17 protein-coding genes and 1 pseudogene are annotated in these 19007 nt (G+C 59.7%); 9 read left to right on the forward strand and 9 right to left on the reverse strand.

The window, feature by feature from the left end:
• The first annotated feature begins 147 nt into the window (after nucleotides 1-147).
• The 3 genes from AB3X95_RS36410 to AB3X95_RS36420 all read left to right on the forward strand — a co-directional run bounded on the left by AB3X95_RS36410 (nucleotide 148) and on the right by AB3X95_RS36420 (nucleotide 3032).
• On the forward strand, nucleotides 148-369 hold the full coding sequence (locus AB3X95_RS36410; RefSeq protein WP_184226935.1) for a hypothetical protein: 222 nt from the start codon (nucleotides 148-150) through the stop codon (nucleotides 367-369).
• Between the two features lie 37 nt (nucleotides 370-406).
• Complete coding sequence (locus AB3X95_RS36415; RefSeq protein WP_184226747.1) at nucleotides 407-1237, forward strand: CmcJ/NvfI family oxidoreductase; 831 nt, start codon at nucleotides 407-409, stop codon at nucleotides 1235-1237.
• Between the two features lie 544 nt (nucleotides 1238-1781).
• Nucleotides 1782-3032, forward strand: coding sequence for an aminotransferase class I/II-fold pyridoxal phosphate-dependent enzyme (locus tag AB3X95_RS36420; RefSeq protein ID WP_254906073.1), 1251 nt, complete (start codon nucleotides 1782-1784; stop codon nucleotides 3030-3032).
• 346 nt (nucleotides 3033-3378) lie between these two features.
• Here AB3X95_RS36420 and AB3X95_RS36425 read toward each other — a convergent pair whose 3' ends face one another.
• From AB3X95_RS36425 to AB3X95_RS36435, 3 genes are all read right to left on the reverse strand, one after another.
• On the reverse strand, nucleotides 3379-4392 hold the full coding sequence (locus AB3X95_RS36425; RefSeq protein WP_221314010.1) for an SLAC1 anion channel family protein: 1014 nt from the start codon (nucleotides 4390-4392) through the stop codon (nucleotides 3379-3381).
• A gap of 181 nt (nucleotides 4393-4573) precedes the next feature.
• Nucleotides 4574-5227, reverse strand: a complete 654-nt coding sequence (locus tag AB3X95_RS36430; RefSeq protein WP_176107311.1) for an isochorismatase family protein — start codon at nucleotides 5225-5227, stop codon at nucleotides 4574-4576.
• A gap of 875 nt (nucleotides 5228-6102) precedes the next feature.
• Nucleotides 6103-7407, reverse strand: coding sequence for an MFS transporter (locus AB3X95_RS36435; RefSeq protein ID WP_368623793.1), 1305 nt, complete (start codon nucleotides 7405-7407; stop codon nucleotides 6103-6105).
• Between the two features lie 167 nt (nucleotides 7408-7574).
• Between AB3X95_RS36435 and AB3X95_RS36440 the strand changes: the two genes are divergently transcribed.
• The 4 genes and pseudogenes from AB3X95_RS36440 to AB3X95_RS36455 all read left to right on the forward strand — a co-directional run bounded on the left by AB3X95_RS36440 (nucleotide 7575) and on the right by AB3X95_RS36455 (nucleotide 12323).
• Entirely contained in the window at nucleotides 7575-8297 is a 723-nt protein-coding gene (locus AB3X95_RS36440; RefSeq protein ID WP_008922347.1) for a GntR family transcriptional regulator, read from the forward strand.
• 61 nt (nucleotides 8298-8358) lie between these two features.
• Nucleotides 8359-9652 (forward strand): annotated as a pseudogene (locus tag AB3X95_RS36445) (MFS transporter).
• A gap of 51 nt (nucleotides 9653-9703) precedes the next feature.
• On the forward strand, nucleotides 9704-10579 hold the full coding sequence (locus tag AB3X95_RS36450) for an amidohydrolase (protein WP_368623794.1): 876 nt from the start codon (nucleotides 9704-9706) through the stop codon (nucleotides 10577-10579).
• A 496-nt stretch (nucleotides 10580-11075) separates the two neighbouring features.
• Nucleotides 11076-12323 (forward strand): OmpP1/FadL family transporter, encoded by a 1248-nt coding sequence (locus AB3X95_RS36455; protein ID WP_176125205.1) that lies wholly within the window; start codon nucleotides 11076-11078, stop codon nucleotides 12321-12323.
• Nucleotides 12324-12561: 238 nt separating this feature from the next.
• Here AB3X95_RS36455 and AB3X95_RS36460 read toward each other — a convergent pair whose 3' ends face one another.
• Nucleotides 12562-13533: a LysR family transcriptional regulator gene (locus tag AB3X95_RS36460; RefSeq protein ID WP_368623809.1), complete on the reverse strand. Its 972-nt coding sequence runs from the start codon at nucleotides 13531-13533 to the stop codon at nucleotides 12562-12564.
• A 96-nt stretch (nucleotides 13534-13629) separates the two neighbouring features.
• Between AB3X95_RS36460 and AB3X95_RS36465 the strand changes: the two genes are divergently transcribed.
• Both AB3X95_RS36465 and AB3X95_RS36470 read left to right on the forward strand, forming a co-directional pair.
• Complete coding sequence (locus tag AB3X95_RS36465) at nucleotides 13630-14643, forward strand: zinc-binding alcohol dehydrogenase family protein (protein WP_368623795.1); 1014 nt, start codon at nucleotides 13630-13632, stop codon at nucleotides 14641-14643.
• Between the two features lie 24 nt (nucleotides 14644-14667).
• Nucleotides 14668-15093, forward strand: coding sequence for a heme-binding protein (locus AB3X95_RS36470; RefSeq protein ID WP_176120459.1), 426 nt, complete (start codon nucleotides 14668-14670; stop codon nucleotides 15091-15093).
• Nucleotides 15094-15527: 434 nt separating this feature from the next.
• On the opposite strand, the gene AB3X95_RS36475 is transcribed toward AB3X95_RS36470, so the two are convergent.
• From AB3X95_RS36475 to AB3X95_RS36495, 5 genes are all read right to left on the reverse strand, one after another.
• Entirely contained in the window at nucleotides 15528-16265 is a 738-nt protein-coding gene (locus AB3X95_RS36475) for an LrgB family protein (protein ID WP_368623796.1), read from the reverse strand.
• Nucleotides 16266-16296: 31 nt separating this feature from the next.
• On the reverse strand, nucleotides 16297-16770 hold the full coding sequence (locus tag AB3X95_RS36480) for a CidA/LrgA family protein (RefSeq protein ID WP_176120461.1): 474 nt from the start codon (nucleotides 16768-16770) through the stop codon (nucleotides 16297-16299).
• Nucleotides 16771-16908: 138 nt separating this feature from the next.
• Entirely contained in the window at nucleotides 16909-17319 is a 411-nt protein-coding gene (locus tag AB3X95_RS36485) for a DUF4148 domain-containing protein (RefSeq protein ID WP_176120462.1), read from the reverse strand.
• A 21-nt stretch (nucleotides 17320-17340) separates the two neighbouring features.
• A complete protein-coding gene (locus AB3X95_RS36490; protein ID WP_176120463.1) occupies nucleotides 17341-17547 on the reverse strand; it encodes a hypothetical protein in 207 nt (68 codons plus the stop codon).
• A gap of 559 nt (nucleotides 17548-18106) precedes the next feature.
• Nucleotides 18107-18418: a DUF4148 domain-containing protein gene (locus tag AB3X95_RS36495; protein WP_176120778.1), complete on the reverse strand. Its 312-nt coding sequence runs from the start codon at nucleotides 18416-18418 to the stop codon at nucleotides 18107-18109.
• Nucleotides 18419-19007 lie beyond the last annotated feature (589 nt).

Raw genomic sequence — 19007 nt, forward strand, 5'->3', positions numbered from 1 at the left:
TCACGCTCGATCCATACCGACCGGTTCCGTCCTTGAGTGCTGCTGCCTAAGTGCGCGCCACGCTAAAAAGCATTGCATAAATGCTTGTTTGTGGAAGCGCCTTTGGGTGACTAGATTCAATGAACGTAACGAACAGGAGGGCGCGCCATGTCGATGGATCACGCCATCTTCCGCCGATTTGCGGTGGTCCGGCAGCGCACGGATATCGGCTCCAGTCACGCAGCAGCCCCAGGAGAAAGCCCGCATGCTGCCGCCGGCAACGACGCGGAACGGCTCGAACGCATTGCGAATTACGCGCGCGCAGGGTACTTCAATCTGGGATACACGCTAGACATGTTTCATGCACTGGGAGAATTCGCGCCTGAGTGAATGGTGCGTGTCGAATCTCTGTTATGGAGCGCAGGCAATGAACGATATCGTTATCGAGCAGCCGGCCGTCGTCGAGGCCGCGTTGAACTATCTGGTTGCGAACGGCGAAAAGCCCGCCACCTATGCGTACGAGCCGCCCGATGGTGCGCCGTTGCGTAGCGGCGTCTACCGGACGCAGCGCGTGAATGTCAGCAACGCGCGCATAGCGCCGCCGCCGGGTGGTTTGTCGCTCGATCGTAACGGCTTCGAATTACACCATCACGCAAGTGCATTGAACGATTTTTCCGACCCGACGGCGATCGAACGCGTTTATTACCCGGAGTCTGAAACGCTGCTCAAACGGGCGACGGGCGCAAAGCGCACCGTGATTTTCGATCATACGCTGCGCGATGGCCGGACCGAGCGGGCCGACGGGGTGCGCGAACCCGTCAAGTTCATCCACAACGATCAGACTTTCGTGTCGGGCCCGCGCCGCGTGCGCGATCATCTTCCACCGCATGAGGCGGAAGATCTGCTGAAAGGCCGCGTCGCGATCGTCAATCTGTGGCGGCCGATCGGAGGGAGAGTCGAGTCATCCCCGCTCGCAATGTGCGATTCGCGCAGCATCTCGCTCCATGACCTCGTGCCGTCGGACCTCATCTATCGCGACAAGGTCGGCGAGACGTATGCGTTCGTGTTCAACCCGCGGCACCGCTGGTACTATTTTCCGCTTATGTCGCCGGACGAAGTGCTGCTGCTGAAAATCTACGATTCGGCGGGCGGCGATGTCGCGCGGCTGACTGCACACACGGCGTTCGATGATCCGTCCTCGCCGCTTGATGCGCAGCCACGCCGAAGCATCGAACTGCGCGCGCTACTGTTCTTCTGAGCGTTTGCGGAACCGCCGTACGAGTTCAAACTCAGAAGAAGCCGCCCGTGGGCCGAAGCTGACCTGTCAATGGGCTTTGCCCGAGCGGCTTCTCCTTGTTCTCTTCGACGAACTTGCGACGCGTCACGGGCAAGCGCAGGATAAGCCTCGAGGGAGGAAACCGCGGAGTGGTCCGAGGCGACATCCTCGCCCCTGTTAGAGCAAGGCGGCCCACACGGGATGCTCGAAGTGGCCAGGCGCCTGGATGATGCGATGAATTCGGGCGACGATGGGCGAAACTGCCCGGCTAAGGCAGGGCTTGCTGCATTGCCTCCATCTTTTCACTTGCTCATCTGCAAAACCGCCCATTTTCCCTAGGCACCGTGCGTGCGGGTTTTTGCCCGTAATATTCTGTAGGAAATTTTGTTTACAATACGCGCGCCTCCCGGCATATCGCGACGCCTGTCCCGTCGACGACAACCATACAAGGCGCACGACTAACGTTGCCGCCGCGCGTAAGCAGAGACCAGCCGCCTCAGCGACAACGACGAGGCGCCGCGCGTCTATGCGCACACGCACGATCCGTGGCGGCGCCGAAACGAAAAATATCATGCATGACTTAAGCGAAATCGCCCAATGGCTGGAGAGCCACACTATTCACCACGTATCTGACGTTCACGCAACACTGCCGGATCCCACCTTCATTTCAAATGGGCGTCAATTCGTTTCGTTCAGTTCGAACAATTATCTGGCACTGGCGAATCATCCCCGATTGGTGGCTGCCGCCAAGCAGGGACTTGATCGCTATGGCGTCGGTAACTGCGAGTCGCGCCTTCTGGGCGGCGATCTGGAGGTCTACCGCGAACTCGAGGCACGCCTGGGTGCACTCAAGCACAAAAGTGACGCAGTACTGTTCGTGACTGGCTACATGACCAATCTCGGCGTGCTCTCGACGCTGGTCAAAGCCGCTACGCTGGCGCGCTTACACGGCTACCGCCCCAAGACTCGCCGGAAATATGCTTACTACTCGGATGAGTTCAATCACGTCAGCATTCGGGAAGGCATCCAGATGTCCGGCGCACTGCGGCACACCTACCGACACCGCGACCTGAATCATCTGGAGTCCCTCCTGCGGAAGGGGGACCGCACCACACCAATCATCGTCAGCGACGGCGTGTTCAGCATGGAAGGGACGATTACCCCCCTGCCGGACCTGGTGGCGCTGGCCGAACGCTATGGCGCCATCCTGTATATCGATGATGCGCATGCTACCGGCGTACTAGGCGAGCATGGCGGGGGCACCTCGGAACACTTCGGTTGCTACAGCCCCCATATCATCCAGATGGGCACGTTGAGCAAGGCATTTGGCGCCATTGGCGGGTTCGTGGCAGTCGATCGCGATATGGCTGACGTGATCCGGCTTACTAGTTCCGCCTATGGTTTTACCTGCCCGCCGCCGCCGGACCAGGCTAGCGCCCTACTTGCTGCGCTCGACCTGTTGGCCGAAGAGCCGCAACGGCGGCAAAAACTGTGGGACAACCAGCGTTATTTCATCGATCGTATACGCCCGCTCGGATACCAGCTGTTGTCGACCGAGACGGCAATCGTCCCCGTGCTGATCGGCGAGACGGAACTGTGCGCGCGTTACGTCAAGGTGCTGCGTGAAGAAGGTGTCCACGTCGACTCAGTCCAGTTTCCGGCCGTGCCACTCGGACAAGCACGACTGCGTTTCATGATGAATGCTGCACATACCAAGGTGCACATCGATCATGCCATCGCGGTAATGGAAAGCATCGGCGCAAGGGCGGTGTCGTAGCTTTCTCCCGCGGTGCCTTTCCCAATGCCCGATGTGCGCGTTATTGCGGCCGTTTGATCCATGAGATGGTCAACGGCGCAAGCGGGTCGGCTTGGTGCATTCGCCGACGGGACGGCGGCGGCCAAGAGTCAGCGTTCGCTAGCGGCAGGACCCGGGCCATCTACGGCCATTCGCCTGCGCGCGCCTGACGACGTTCGGACGTCGCTGACGTTCCCCACAACGGCCATTCGAATCGGTCCGGTATTCCAATGCAAACGAATAAACGGCTTTCGGAATCTTCCCCCACCGCTTTCGCCAGTCGCCCTTCCTCTAAATAGATACTGCATGTTCCCTGCATACGCAATGTCTAGGTGCTCAAGGTGCGCAATTCGCCAGAGAGTAGCCCCTTCAAAGTCCTCAGGAAGATACCAAGAATAGCAAGGCTGGCGATACAAAGTAGAAGCAAGGCGATGCTATTCGTGATACGACCGGGGTTCACTCTTGCAACTCTGAGAGAGCAGATCGCCGACGCTGAGAGAGGGAAGCTGACAGCCCACCATGCAAGACGAAAGGGACAGCAGGCCGCAAGATAGCGCATTTGTCCAAACAGCACCGCGAGGAAAAACAAAGTCAGCATGTAGAGTGCTTCCGCGAACAGGTCATGACTACCGGTCACCGTGATGTAGGCCGAGTAGCCGACGGCAAAGGGCGCAACGAGAATCATCAATGTCGGTCGCAAGCCGTCCGGCATTGGGTCCTCGAACAACAATCGCGCAAAGATCAGCGTAAAGATTGGCACCGCGAAGAATAGCCCAACCGCGAGTGCGAATACGCCGAGTTCCGAAGTGGCTGGTAGACCGAGCGCGGGCATCGCCAATGGCAGGTCGAGCATGCCAACAACCGGAATAATCCACACAGGAGTAGCGTGGGGCAACTGCTGGCGGCGACTTATCCATCGGCTGACGATGAGCCACGCTAAAAACACCATGCCGACGGCACCCAATACCCACATGCCGAACGCAAGTTCATGGCTTACACGTACCAGAACGATTGGCAGCAGCAGAAGACTGATTGCTACCGTTCCGAACAGACAGCCGGCAATCGGATGCCCAAACTCCGTCTTCACCGCGTGCCAGGCAGTCAGGCATTTCCAACCATATCCAAGAACCAGCGAGACGAAGACCGCTACGGCGACAGCTCCGATGCCATCAGCGATCGAACCCGGCACGCCATACATCTGCGAAGCAGCGCGCCACGCAACAGCGAGTCCAACCAGCCCCATGACCGATCCAAATAGTCCGATCGGCAGGTAGTCGAACGCCTGTCCAGTCTGGGGCGGACGACTTGCGAGCATCTGCATTTCCTGGTCGTTGGTACTCATCCGAGCTCCATGCCAGTGAGCGACGCTGGCAGAACTGATCAAGGTATGGAAACCTTCTTTTACGATGTCGATACTGTGCGCAGGAACTTGCCATAAGGCCGAGATGCGCGCCAGAAACCGGACTTGTGGGCTTATGTCATACGCATCGTGTAGAGGACGCCCAAAATCGGCGCCGTAGTAACTACCCTTGCGTCATGGCTTTCACGACGTCCTGAGTCGTGACCACGGCGTGTGCGAGAAACGCGTAGTTCACAAGTGCTGCCTTATAGCCGTCGCCCCACGTCGGATGGCGCGGCCCCGCCGTGGCGTCGGCGACGACGGTCACTTCGAAACCTTGCTCGATCAGATCGCGTAGATGAGCTTCGACACACATATTAGCTAGCATGCCGCCAAGCACGACTTTCTGTACATTGCGCTTGCGAAGTTGCAGCGTTAGATCGTTGGTCTGTGGACCGAAAACCTTATGTGGGCTCACAACGATAGTTTCGCCATCGTCAATGAATGGCTTGAATTCCTCCAGCCAGTCGGCCCCCGACTTCTGGAACCCGCTCAGGTTCAGCGCGCCCGTTCGCGCGAACGTTCCCGTTTGAAACTCACCCGTCTCAAGCGGCCCATTGAATTGCCACCGAGTGTCGGTTGGGTAAAAATAGTGCGGGGAGATGAAAACACTGAACTTCCCGGCTTTCGCTGCCCTGAAGATTGACAGCATATTTTCGACGGTCTTGTTTTCAGTCACGCTTGCGCCAAGAACGCCCCAATTCTTCCCGTTCGGGCTGAGAACGTCGTTCTGGGGATCAGTGAATACTACCGCAGTATCGGCTGGATCGTAGTTCATAATTCGCTCCTAAAAATGGAGTTGAGACGCCCGCCGAAACTGGCCCCTTGATGCACCTTATTCGCCGTTCATACGCCTCAGGATCGCCATAACGATTATCTGGAAGATGAAATAAGGGACCAGCCACGCCAACAAAGACAACAAGATGACAACACCGGGATTTTGAAATTCGTTCTCAGCATTTTGGTCATTTTCCAGTATGGCCCTTTCAGTCCACCGACGGCGAGCAACCCAAGATACTGGATTCCGCTAATTAGCGCGGCCAACGACCTATGCCAACGTGATTCGACTATTGTAGTAAAGATTTCTGATTGGACAAGCCTATCCCATGTGAATAATGGCTTAATCACCGTCATTCTTCTACTATGAACAGTGATGTCACGATTTTAAAAGAACGTGTCATTCATCGATACGCACTGTGAGGCGTTTGCATCGTGGGGCTAGCGGTGCACGTGCCGGCACGGATATTGCCGATAGTGGCAAACACCCTCGGGTCGATTGCACTCGGCTCGAGGTATCGTCGAACGCTTGGGTGCTGTCTTTGATCGTCGCAAATGGCGAGGCAAAGGTAGAACTGCATTTATAACGCAGCGGTGGCGGGTCCAGTGGCTCGCTTCTCACTCGCCGACGGGACGGCGGCGGCCAAGAGCCAGCGTTCGCTAGCGGCAGGACCCGGCCAACTACGGTCGTTCCTCCGACGCGCAGATCGCCATTCAAGCGTCGGCTTCGCACCCGCCACCAGACCGTCGCGGTTGGAGTCATCTCGACAACATGTCGGCCTTTATGGGAATTTTTTCTGGTGTTGCTGACCCAACCGTCGACGCTGTGAACGACGCACGCCCATGCCCCATCCAGCACCTGCGTCGCAGGATGGTTTACTGCCGCGCCGCTATCCGCACGCGCTCGCCCGCTCTGGTTCGCGCCGACGCGATCGACATGCCCAGGCCGAGCAACGTCAGGCAGACGACGGGCACCAGCATCGGAGCGCTTGCGTTGCCCGCGACCTTTCCTATGTAAGGCATCAGGTTCTGCGCGAAGAAGCCTCCGAGATTGCCAATCGAATTGATCGCCGCGATGCTGGCTGCAGCGCGGGCGCCCGTGAAGTATCGCGGGGGCAGCGACCAGAAGCATGGATAGAGCAGGGGAATGCATGCGCCGCCCAGCACGAGCGCGGCAAATTGCAACGGCAGACCCGGCAGCACGAGACTTAGCGCGAAGCCGATCACGCCGACGCCCGCAACCAACGCCATCGACCTGAGCACCGCACCCTCGCGTTTCAGCTTCGCGGGCAGCCACAGCAGAAGCAGCGCGGAGAGCATCCACGGAATCATGTTGAGCAGGCCATTGAGCGACGAATGCGAGACGCCGCCGCTTTTCAGCAGCGTGGGCAACCAGTACGTCACGCCGTAGAGCGAGGTGGACATCAGCATGTAGCCGCACGCGAACATCAGCACGCGTTTGTCGACGAGCGCCCGCCACGGATGCCCGGCGGCCGCTTGCGCCGGCGCCTCGCGCCGCAGCGCCGCCATCATCAGGGCCTTTTCTTCGTTCGACAGGAACGGGGCGCGTTCGACGGACTCAGGCAGAAAGCGCAACGCAACGAGTGCGACGAGGACAGCAGGTATCCCGGTTGCCACGAACACCCATTGCCAGCCGGCGAGACCCAGATTGCCGTCCAGCGACAACAGCAAGCCGCCCGCGAGTGAGCCGAGCATGTTGGCGAGCGCGCTGCCGAGCGTGAAAAAGCCGAGCATGCGCGTGCGATGACTCTGCGGAAACCAGAGCGTCAAATAGAAGATGACGCCCGGATAGAAGCCAGCTTCGGCGACACCCAGTGCGAACCGGAACACATAGAAGAGTCCCGTTGAATGTGTGAATGCCATCGCCACGGTAATGGCGCCCCAGGTCGCCATGATGCGTGCGAGCCAAAGGCGAGCGCCGAAACGATGCAGCGCAAGCGTGCTCGGCACCTCGAACAGCAGGTAGCCGATAAAGAAGAGCGACGCGCCCAGACCATATGACGCCTCCGACATTCCCAGCGCATGCACCATCTGCAGTTTGGCAAAGCCGACGTTCTGCCGGTCGATAAAGGCGATCAGGAACATCACGATCAACAGCGGCATGAGCCGCCAGGCGACCTTTTTCACGACAGCCTGCTCGGCAAGCATGGTTTGGCTCACAATCAATCTCCGTTCAAAAATTCATATATATGTTTAGGTGAATCTGTTTTCTCGACAATGGGTAGAAACCCGCTGGAACCTAAATTTCAAGGCATACACAGGGTTATCACTGATCTACGGTCGGCCTAGATCATGAAATCATATAGATGAATTGAACGGAGACTACGATGCCTGCCGATGACCGGTTGCCCCGTTACCAGCGTTTGCGCGACGAAATGGTCGCTCTGATCGCGGCTCGCCATTGGCGGCCGGGTGAAGCGATCCCTACCGAGCAGGCGCTCGCCAAAAGCTACGACGTGGCGGTCGGGACGGTCCGCAAGGCCGTCGATCTGCTCGTCGCGGAAGGCCTGCTGGAACGCTTTCAGGGCAGAGGGACGTTCGTGCGCCGCGCGAGCTTCGACAGCTCCCTGTTTCGTTTCTTCCGCTTCCAGACACGGCAAGGCGAACGACGCATTCCAGAGAGCCGCATCTTGCGACGCGAGGTCGTCGATGCGCCGTCGGCTGTCGCCGCGATCTTGCAGATTTCGAGTAGCGCGCGCGTGATCCAGATGACTCGCCTGCGGCTGATCGACGGCGTGCCGATGCTCGCTGAAGAAATCTGGCTGCCCTATGTCCGGTTTGCGGCGTTTGCGCAGATGGACCTGAATGAAGTCGGTGACCTGCTGTATCCCGTGTACGAGGCGCAATGCAATCAGGTCGTAGCGTCCGCCACGGAAACACTGACCGTCGAAGCCATTGGCCCGTTGCATGCACGGCTGTTACGCATCGAGCCGGGTACGCCCGCCGTCGTCATCGAGCGTCTTGCATACGGCTACGACAGACAGCCGCTCGAATGGCGCCGCTCACGCGGGCCTGCCAGCGAATTCATCTATCAGGCCGAGATCCGCTAGGGATCGCGCGCCTTCACAAACACGTTGTTCCCACGCAGGAACGACGACGTAGGAGACTGGAATGTTCAAGTGGTTCAGCCAGATTTCAGGCAATGAACGCCGGACGTTTTGGGCGTGCTTCGGCGGATGGGCGCTTGATTCGCTCGATGTGCAGATGTTCAGCCTCGTGATTCCGGCGATCATCGCCGAGTGGTCGATCAGCCGCACGCAAGCGGGGGCTCGTCAGCGGCGTCACGCTGGTGGCGTCGGCGCTGGGTGGCTGGATCGCGGGGATGATGTCGGACCGGCTGGGGCGCGTAAAGACGCTGCAATGGACGGTCGCGTGTTTTTCCGTGTTCACGTTCCTGTGCGCGTTCGCGCAGAACTATCCACAGTTCCTCGTGCTGAAGACACTGCAGGGGTTCGGCTTTGGCGGAGAATGGGCGGCGGGCGCCGTGCTGATGGCCGAGACCATCCGCAATGAGCATCGCGGCAAGGCGATGGGCAGCGTGCAGAGCGCATGGGCGGTCGGCTGGGGCGCAGCGGTGCTGCTGTATGCGCTGATGTTCTCGCTGCTGCCTGCGGATACCGCGTGGCGCGTGATGTTCGGGGTTGGCATCGTTCCGGCGCTTCTGATTCTGTACGTCCGACGCGGCGTGCAGGAGCCTGCCGCGCCGGCCCGCGCAACGCGCGATGCGCGGGCGCGTCAGCAGCCGACGCCTGGCCTTGTCGTCGGCATCTTTTCTCCGCAAGTGCTGCGCATGACGCTGATCGGCGCACTGCTCGGCGTTGGTGCGCATGGCGGCTACTACGCGCTGATGACCTGGCTGCCAACGTTTCTGAAAAGCGAGCGCCATCTGTCGGTCTTGAGTACGGGCGGCTACCTCGCCGTCGTGATCGTCGCGTTCTTTTCCGGGTGCCTCGTGAGTGCGCAGCTGCTTGATCGCATCGGACGCCGCAAGACCATACTCACGTTTGCGATCTGCTGCGTGATAACGGTGATCGCGTATCTGTTCCTACCGCTCGGCAATACCGCGATGCTGTTCTTCGGCTTTCCGCTAGGCTTTTTTGCAGCGGGCATTCCGGCAAGCATGGGCGCGCTGTTCAACGAGCTGTATCCGCGCGGGATGCGTGGCACTGGCGTCGGGTTTTGCTACAACTTCGGCCGCGTCGTGTCGGCGGGATTTCCGGTGCTCGTCGGGCACATGTCCGCGACCATGTCGCTTGGAACGGCGATCGGCATCGATGCGGGACTCGCATACGCAATTGTCGTTCTGTCAGTGCTGATGCTGCCCGAGACACGCGGCCGCACGCTGGGCGAAGCCACGTTCGAGCCCGAACACACAGGCGCGCTTTCTCACGCGCAAAGGCATTGACGGGCAAGGCATTCGCCGTAGCCGCGCAAGACTGGTGATGAAGGAACGTCCATGATGGAGAAGTCGAGGATAGAGGCGAGCCACCGGCAGGCTGTGTATCGTCCAGCCCACATTGCAGCTGTCGATACTCATGCTCATGTATTCGAGCGCGGCTTGCCGCTCGCCCAAAAGCGTCGCTACGTGCCCGACTACGACGCCACGCTCGACGCATACCTTGCCCAACTGGACACGCACGGCGTATCGCACGGCGTGCTTGTGCAGCCCAGCTTCCTCGGCACCGATTGCAGCTATATGCTCGATGCGTTGCGCCGCGCGCCGCAGCGGCTACGCGGTGTCGCGGTGATCGAGCGTGATTGTCGGATCGACACACTGACGGAGATGGCGAATGCGGGCATTGCAGGGATTCGGCTGAACCTGATCGGACATTCCGATCAGCCGCTCGACAGATGGGTGAGCGCGCAAACGCTCGCCCATGTCCGCGATCTGAAATGGCATGTCGAGGTGCATGCGGAAGCTGCGCGGCTGCAGGGCATCGTCGAGCCGCTTCTGGACGCTGGCATGAATGTCGTCGTCGATCACTTCGGCAGGCCCGATCCGCATATCGGTGTAAAAGACGTAGGCTTTCGCCGTCTTCTTCAACTGGCTGAAACGCGGCGTGTGTGGGTGAAGATATCGGCCGCGTACCGGAATCGACGGCAGCTTCGCCCGGATGACCATGATGCGCAGGAAGCATTTCATTTTCTGAAAGCGGCCTTTGGCGTGCATCGCCTTATGTGGGGCAGCGACTGGCCGCATACGCAGTTTGAAGCAGACGAGGATTTTACTCACGCGCTCGAACTTCTGCGCGCGCTGCTCCCGGTTGAAGAAGAGCGCAGCATTGTCCTGGCAGACACGCCTGCAAGACTTTACAGGTTCGACATTGCGTGATTCAGATCGCGCATTGCAACGGCAGCACTGGCTAAACGGGGTTGCCTAGCCGCGCAGCGGCGATAAGGTCTAAGTGCGACGTACACCGGTCATAGTCATACGCGTCTTCGGAACCGGCGATACGGCTCAGGCATTCTGCCTTTCGGCGTTGCGTCCTCGACGGCTCAACCATGTCCTCGCTTTGAGCAAATGCAGTTATGGCTTTAGGGAGGTGCCGCCGCTGTCCGATGACGTTCGCCGACGGACGTCTCATCCTAAGACATACGACACATGATCAGTAGAGGATCCGGATTGGCGAGCCCTTGAGTAGCGCGCAGGCTTTCTCCGCTGAAGCCTGCATGGTCCAAAGGTCAATGCAAGAATCGGAAAAACTCATCGGCGGAGAAACCTTATATGTTTTTAACCTAGTGCTTATGTGAAAAACTTGGTTTGAGGCGCGAGACCGAATCAATACACTCCGTCCCCCTGACTATTCCAAATATTATTCGGGGAAACAATGAAGCTACAAGCCACTCGCGCACTCATTGCTGTCGTCGCGGCAGCACCAACCTTTGCATGGGCCACCAACGGCTATTTTTCCAACGGCTACGGCGTCGCATCACAGGGCATGGCCGGCGTCGGCATCGGCTTTCCGCAGGACGCCCTTGCCGCTGCGGCCAATCCCGCAGGCATTGCCTTCGTTGGTAACCGCATCGATGGCGGCATCAGTCTCTTCCTGCCAGATCGTGGCGCCAACGTGTCCGGCAACGGTTACGGTGCTAACGGCGACTACGACGGCAATAATCGCTCGATCTTCGTGCTGCCCGAATTCGGCGTTACATATCAGTTTCTGCCGAACGTGTATGCGGGCCTTGCACTGTACGCGAACGGGGGGCTCGACACCGGCTACGCCCATAATCCCTATCAAGCGTTCGGTGCCAAGGGGTCAGCAGGCGTGGATCTCGAACAGATGTTTCTCTCGCCGACAATTGCTTACAAACTGCTCGACCGGCACGCGTTCGGCATCGGCCTGAACGTCGCGTTTCAACGCTTTACGGCAAGCGGGCTGCAGCCGTTCACTGGCATGTCGGTCGCGCCCGGCAACGTAACCGATCAGGGCGCCGACACTTCGGTCGGGGTTGGCGTGCATCTTGGCTATACCGGGGAGATTACGCCGACACTGACCGTCGGCGTGACGTGGGCATCGAAGATTCATGGCCGTTTCGACAAATACAAAGGTCTCTTCGCGGACGGCGGCTCATTCGACATCCCGGAGAACTACGGTCTCGGGTTTTCCTGGAAGGTCACGCCGGCATGGACGGTGGCGGCCGACTTTCAGCGCATTATGTACGGCAACGTGAATTCGATCGCGAATCCGCTCGCCAACCTGTTTGCAGGCAATGCGTTGGGATCGTCCGACGGCCCAGGCTTTGGCTGGCGCAACACGAACGTGATCAAGATCGGCACTAGCTATGATGTATCGAGCCATCTCACGCTCCGGGCAGGCTACAGTCATTCGAGCCAGCCGGTGGCTAGCACGGAAACATTCCTGAATATCCTCGCACCGGGTGTTGTGCAGGATCAGGCGACCCTGGGCGCCACGTGGAAGCCCGATGCGAAAACATCATTCGGCCTCTTCTATGGACATGCGTTCAAGAACACGGTGAACGGCGACAGCTCGATTCCCGCAGCCTTCGGTGGAGGCAATGCGAATGTTCACCTGTCCGAAGACGTGGTGGGCGTCTCGCTCGGCAAGCAATTCTGAGCCTCGCCATTGGGGGCGCCGGCGCCCGCGAGCCGGTGCTGGTTTGCGCGGCCGGTTGCAGTCGGCCCGCAACTTGATTCGGCGCGGCTCTCGCTAACGGCGCATGAGCGGTCCCTTGCTGGGGAAATCATGATATCCGCGCCGACAATGAGTTTGTGTTCGACGGCAGTCTGTTTCGGCGGCTCAATGACCGAAGTTCATCCAACAGACGACCTTCGCGGGCAAAGAGGTTCGGCATTCAGACGTCCGTTGCGCTCTGGAGGCGGCAATTTAAGTCGCGACTACAGCCTGAGTGCCCCCTCAATGGATAGCTGGCGAGCAATGCAGCACATCGCTCCCGCAAGAAAGCATGCAACGCGTTAATCGCCGGCGACAGTTGCGCACGGTGAGCACAAATCAGGTGCAGCGGCGCAGGCTCGCAATACTCCGGGGGAAATAACTCCACCAGTCGACCTGCCTTTAGATCGTCAATGAGGTCCAGCCGCGACTTATAGACGAGTCCTTCCCCGGCTATCGCCCAGCGACGGACGACATCGGCATCGTCGCTGATGCGATTACCCGTGACTGCCACGGTGCGCTCGCCCCCGGGCAGCGTGAAGCGCCAGCGTTCATGTACCTGCTCGCTCCAGACATACCGAAGGCAGTTGTGTCGCCGCAGGTCCTCAACTTTGGCCGGTACGCCATGCAGTTCGAGGTATGACGGCGCGGCACACAATGCACGTCGGTTGTTGTCGACCAGCTTCATGGCCAGAAGAGACGAATCAGGTAGCGCTCCGTAGCGCACGACGGCATCCAGCGGCTGGCGGGTCAGGTCGGCCGCCCTGTCGCTCATTTTCAGGTGCAGCGACAGTCCAGGGTGCAGGTGCTGAAATTCATCCAGCCACGGCACCAGCAGGTTTCGACCAAAGTCAGACGGAGCGGACAGCCGCAGCGGCCCGGTCAGCGCCCCCCGGCTGTTTGCCAGGGCCTGCTCGCCTTGCTCCAACGCACCAATCATGACCCGCGCATGCGGCAGGTATCGCTCCCCGGCGTCCGACAGTTGCATGCTCCGCGTCGAACGAGTGAACAGGCGCGTGTCCAGCGCCTTTTCGAGCCGCTGCACTGACGCACTCGCATGTGCGGGCGCGATATTCAACTGGCGCGCCGCCTCCGAGAAGCTGCCGTAGTCCACCGTGTGCACGAAGATCTGAACGTCATCGAGTCGAATCATTTTCATTGAAATGCTGAAACTGTTTGGGCTGGACGGGTATTTATCGGTATATCGACGAAAGATAACATGGTCTCATACCCCTTGGAGAGCACGTGTATGAGAGCCATCGGCTTCTATCAGAACCATCCCATCAGCCACCCGCAGGCGCTGCAGGACATCGAGTTGCCGACGCCGGAACTGCGCGACCACGATCTGCTGGTGGAAGTGAAAGCGGTATCGGTCAACCCGGTCGATACCAAAATCCGGCGCGGTGGAGATATTCCGGAAGGCGGTGCGCGCATCGCCGGCTGGGACGCGGCGGGAATCGTCCGCGCGACCGGTCCGCTGGCCACCCGCTTCAAGCCGGGCGACCGTGTCTGGTACGCGGGTGACATCAAACGGCCCGGCTGCAACAGCGAACTGCACGCCGTGGACGAACGCATCGTCGGACCCATGCCGACATCACTGGATTTCGCAGAAGCCGCTTCGTTGCCGCTGACCGCGATCACCGCGTGGGAACTGCTGTTCGACCGTCTGCGTGTTCAGGCAGCGGATCCGACCGACAACAACGTGCTGCTCGTCATCGGAGCGGCGGGCGGCGTCGGCTCGATTCTGACCCAACTGGCGCGCGAGTTGACCGGCATGACCGTCATCGGCACGGCCTCGCGGCCGGAAACCCGCGAGTGGGTGCTGGCTCATGGGGCGCATTACGTCCTCGATCACCATCAGCCTTGGGCAACCCAGCTGGCCGCGCTCGGTATCGAGCATGTCACCCATGTTGCCGGGTTAAACAACAGCGCCGCCTATGTGCCTCAGATCGCCGCCGTGCTGCGCCCGGAAGGCCAGTTCGCCCTCATCGACGACCCGGTGGGTCTGGACATCGGTCCGTTCAAGGGGAAATCCATCTCGATTCACTGGGAGCTGATGTTCACCCGTGCGATGTTCGCCACCGACACCCTCGCACGGCAACAAGCGTTGCTGCGCCGCGCGGCGGATCTGGTCGATCTGGGCCGCCTCAAGCACACGCTGACCCGCCGCATTGACGGCATCAACGCCGCAGGTCTGATCGAAGCGCATGAGCTGGTCGAGGCGGGCAACATGATCGGCAAGGTCGTTGTCTCCAACCACTGAACCCTTCTGAGAACGAGCATCAACATGACATCGCAAATCATCAGCACGGCAACGATCAGCTTGGAAGCCGCCCAAGCACTGCTGGCAGAGGCGCGCCGCGCCTGCGCCGCGCGCGGATTTGCCGCGACAATCGCCATTACAGATGCGGGAGGTCACCTGCGCGCTTTCGAGCGCGCGGATACCGCCCCGTTCCTCACCGTTGACGTCGCCATTGACAAGGCATGGACCGCCGCGTCGTTCGGCATGGCCACGCACCAATGGAATCAGTACATGGCCGAGCCCGCCGTTGCCCCGCTGGCACACCATCCGCGGCTGACGCCGGTCGGCGGTGGCGTACCGATCTTCCATGAAGGGCGTCTGGTTGGGGGCATCGGTATTTCTGGCGGAGCATCCCTTCAAGATCATGAGGCCGCTGAGGAAGCACTGCGTAACGCAGGATTTCTGCAATAAACCGTGTGCTACCCATGAGGCGCCGCCGCGGATGACCGGATCACTTCGATAGCTGCCGTCGATGCTGTGGTGGCTCAAGCTCCTGCGCGCCGACAAGGATAGAAGTCGTGCTCGCATTAATTCCAAGCGTGCAACCCTGGGCGCAACTGGTTCCATCGGAAGCGGTAAGGGGGAGGTTAACTGGTAAGCGCTCACGACGCTGTACATCTGTTTGCCTCCGTCCATCACGAGGAACTCCGTCCTGATATCTTTTCCGTCCGGGAAGGTGATGTGCATTCGCACGAGTACCGTCCAGGTTCAGGGTGTACGTGAATGATTCGTTGGTTTTGAAGTCGAACGGTCCCGCACCCCGGGCTCTTGTTCCATTGAGTATCGAAAAGTCTTTTTGCCCGGTAACGATAGGAACGCGGGCGCATGCCGGGATCCGCGGTTCGTCAAATCAACCAACCGCTCAGGATGGGCAGGAGCACTGGGAGGACAAACGCCGACATAGTGCCGTTCATCGCCATGCCCAGTCCCGAGTCGGCGCCTGCTTCTTCGCTGATCTGAAACGCCCTGGCAGTACCTATGCCGTGGGAAGCAACACCCATTGCAAAGCCGCGCACGTCGTCACGCCGCACACCAACGGTATCCAGGACCACGTTGCTCAGCGTCGCACCGGTAATGCCGGTCAGGATGACGATCGCCGCGGTGAGCGAGGGCAAACCACCAATTTTTGCCGAGATCAGCATTGCTACGGCCGTAGTGACCGACTTCGGAGCGACCGACGCGACCGTCACGAACGGACAATGTAGCCAGACACATATCGCAATCGCAGAGGCAACAGCCGCGGCCGAGCCCGCGATCAGCCCGCCAAGCAGCGGCACGAGCGCTCGTCTGAGCCTGGGCATCTGATGGTGTAGCGGAATAGCCAATGCAATGACCGACGGGCCCAGTAGAAAGTGAATCAATTTCGCGCCCGCGAAATATGCGCTGTAGGAGGTGCCTGTCAAATACAGTATTGCGATCATGAGCAACACGGAGATCGCTACCGGGTTGGCCAGGGGATTTTTCCGCGCCAGAGTGTGAAGGCGGCAGGCAACGATGTAGACGCCGACGGTTGCCGTGAGCGCCGGCAGAGGCGACGCGGCCACGATCGCATTGACAGAAACGGACAGTTCACCGATTGACATGGCCCCTCCTCCTTGCGGCGGCAGAATCTGCCTAACCGCGTGGCGCCGTCGCAGCCTTGTGTTGTGATTGCTTTCTGTCGAGCCTCGTCAGCAACATGCCTGTCACTAGCGCAGCAATCGCCATCGAAAGAATCGTGCTGACAACGATGGCAAGGGCGAGTGCGAACAGTTGGCTTTTCAGCTGCGGCGCGAAGACCATGACGCCCACACCTGCGGGTACAAAAAACAGTGAAAGGTGATTCAACAGTCCGCGAGAGACCTGCTCGACGGCAGGCACGACAGAGGGTTTGGCCGAGAGCAGGCAAAGCAATAGCACCATGCCAAGCACGGGTCCGGGAACAGGAGCTCGCGTGACATAGACGATTAACTCGCCGAGACACTGAAACCCAAGGAGGATTGCAAACGATCGCGCGACCCCACTATCTGGCGTCGACGCCTTTGGTGCAGCAGATACGCCGCTCTGCGTCGGTGCCGCCGGGCTGGCTTCTCTGGTGCTCATGTCCATGGACTGTCCTCATTTTGCGGACCGTTCAGGGCCGAATCGAGGTGGTAGCTGTCGTACTCTGTACGGCCATGACGCCCCGACGATCCAGAGGCACGTTACCCGGATCGTCGGCGCGGTGTCGGACGGCCCCATCAGCGGTCAATTACCGAAGAAAAGGTTGCAGTAACTTGCGGGACCAACGCACGAAGATGGCGAGGGCTTCGACACCTGCGGGACGCTGCCGGAAGCCGAGGCGCCAACGGTCGTTCCGCCAACGTCATTGCTGCCCGCCTGCTGGCTTGCCTGTGCAGTGGCGTTGGTCGTCGCGCCGCCAACGTCACTTTGGGCCGCCTGCTGGCTGTCCTGTGCAGCGATCTTCGCTTCGGCGGCCTGAATGTCCGCGGGATACTGGGCATCGAGCGCGTTGGCCGGGTTATAGCCATTCTGCTCAAGCTGGAGAATCTCCGCCTTGACCTGCGCGCGCGTGACCGGCTGCTCCGATTGTGCGAAAGACACGCCCGGCGCAGCGATCGCGGCCGCAAGTGCAACTGCCTGGATAAGCGACTTCATGATGCACCTCCTCATAGTTGTCTATCGGGCACCGCGGCGATACGGGTGCACATAGACGATGTCCAAAAAATCAAAAACGTCCGTTATCAGGAAAGGCCCCGGCTCGGCGTTAATGACGAACATCGGTTCTGGCGGCCAGTCGCGTGCCAGACTGACGCAATTCGCCAGACCGACTCCCAGCAGCACGGCGACGAGTTTGAGCGCAACTACGGGTTTGAACTTGCGCATGCGACCTCCTCACATAAGCACGATCACCATTCCCGGCCGTAGCGTGCTTCGGAAACATCTGGTCAGCGCGCCAGTTTTCTCGAAGTGCTGTCTTGGGCGCATCAACCTCCTCGATACATGGGATCGATGGAGTCGCCCCCGGGAACGCGTTTGCCGGACTGCGACGGGGTCGGCATGCCGCCGTTGACGCCGCCATTGTTCTTGTGAACCACGCTGGCGTGGTGCAACGGCATCGTTTTACCGCTTTGCGTTGCTGTCGCTGCGCTGCCGGAGCGACAAGGTACGTACGCGCCTGCGAAAGCAGGTGCAGCCAGCGATGCTGAGCATGCGACCAAAAGGTACGCGACAGTTTTTGCCACTGCGTGGTAAGACGACTTCATGATGGCCCCCTCATAGTGGTCTATCCGGCACTGCGGCAATACGGGTGCCGACAGACGATAGACGGCAGACGATGGCAAAAAATGAACAACGTGCGCCACGAGGACAAGTCCCAGAGCGGCGCGACGGACGAAAACGACCCGCAGCGGCGATATCGTCACGGCAGGCCGTTCACCACGCGTCATTGACCGTCCGGATCAACCACCATCGGATGTTGGCCAGAACCGGATGACGACGAGCCGCCCAGCGGCGCCCCATATCCCGACGTATCCTGGCCATTTGCGCGCTGCGCGGCGACGCGCGCTTCGGCAGCCTGAATATCCGCGGGATATTGGGCATCGTTTTTGGCAGCAGGGTTATAGCCATTCTGTTCGAGCTGCAGCAACTCTGCCTTGACCTGGTCACGCGTGACCGGCTGATCCGATTGCGCGAAAGACGCCATCGGCGCGGCGATCGCGCCCGCTAGTGCAACTGCCTGGATAAGCCACTTCATGATGCACCCCCTCATGGTTGTCAATCTGGCACTGCGGCAATACGGGCGCCCGTACGCACTGCGTTTTCCGCGCCGGCCGGTTATGGAGACGTACTCACAATAGGCACTCGACAGGAGAAGAAGGCGGGCCAGTTGTGCGGTTATTAACGCCCCCCATGTGTCGAATTATGTTGCGTTATTTCGCCGTGAAACCGTGTCAGTTGTAATTACGTCGATAGTTTGATGTTCGGTATTAAATGTTCCTTTGCTGGAGAATAAATGTTCGGTGTCGTTTTGCGATTGTTCGCCCTGATCCCGTTGTCAGAGTACGTAGCGCGCCCGGTTACAGATGTAGTTCGACGCGGCATACATGGAGCGACCAATATCGCAACTGGCGAGCCGTGCTTGCTGGTACTGCGGGCGGTTGCAACGATCTGCGTGGATCACGAACATTTGTTCGGCCTAAAACAGCACACTTGTCATCGACTTGCTGGCGGACTGCTAGCACAATAGTCTGTAGCTGCCCCTGACTCCCGCCCGGAGGCCTGTTATGGCGTCCTGTTCTCGAACATCAAGTGATTCTGACGCGAGCGAAAATGTCAGGGCCAGA

Origin of the sequence: Paraburkholderia sp. BR13444 (genome assembly GCF_040948755.1) — a bacterium.
Classification (GTDB): domain Bacteria; phylum Pseudomonadota; class Gammaproteobacteria; order Burkholderiales; family Burkholderiaceae; genus Paraburkholderia; species Paraburkholderia youngii.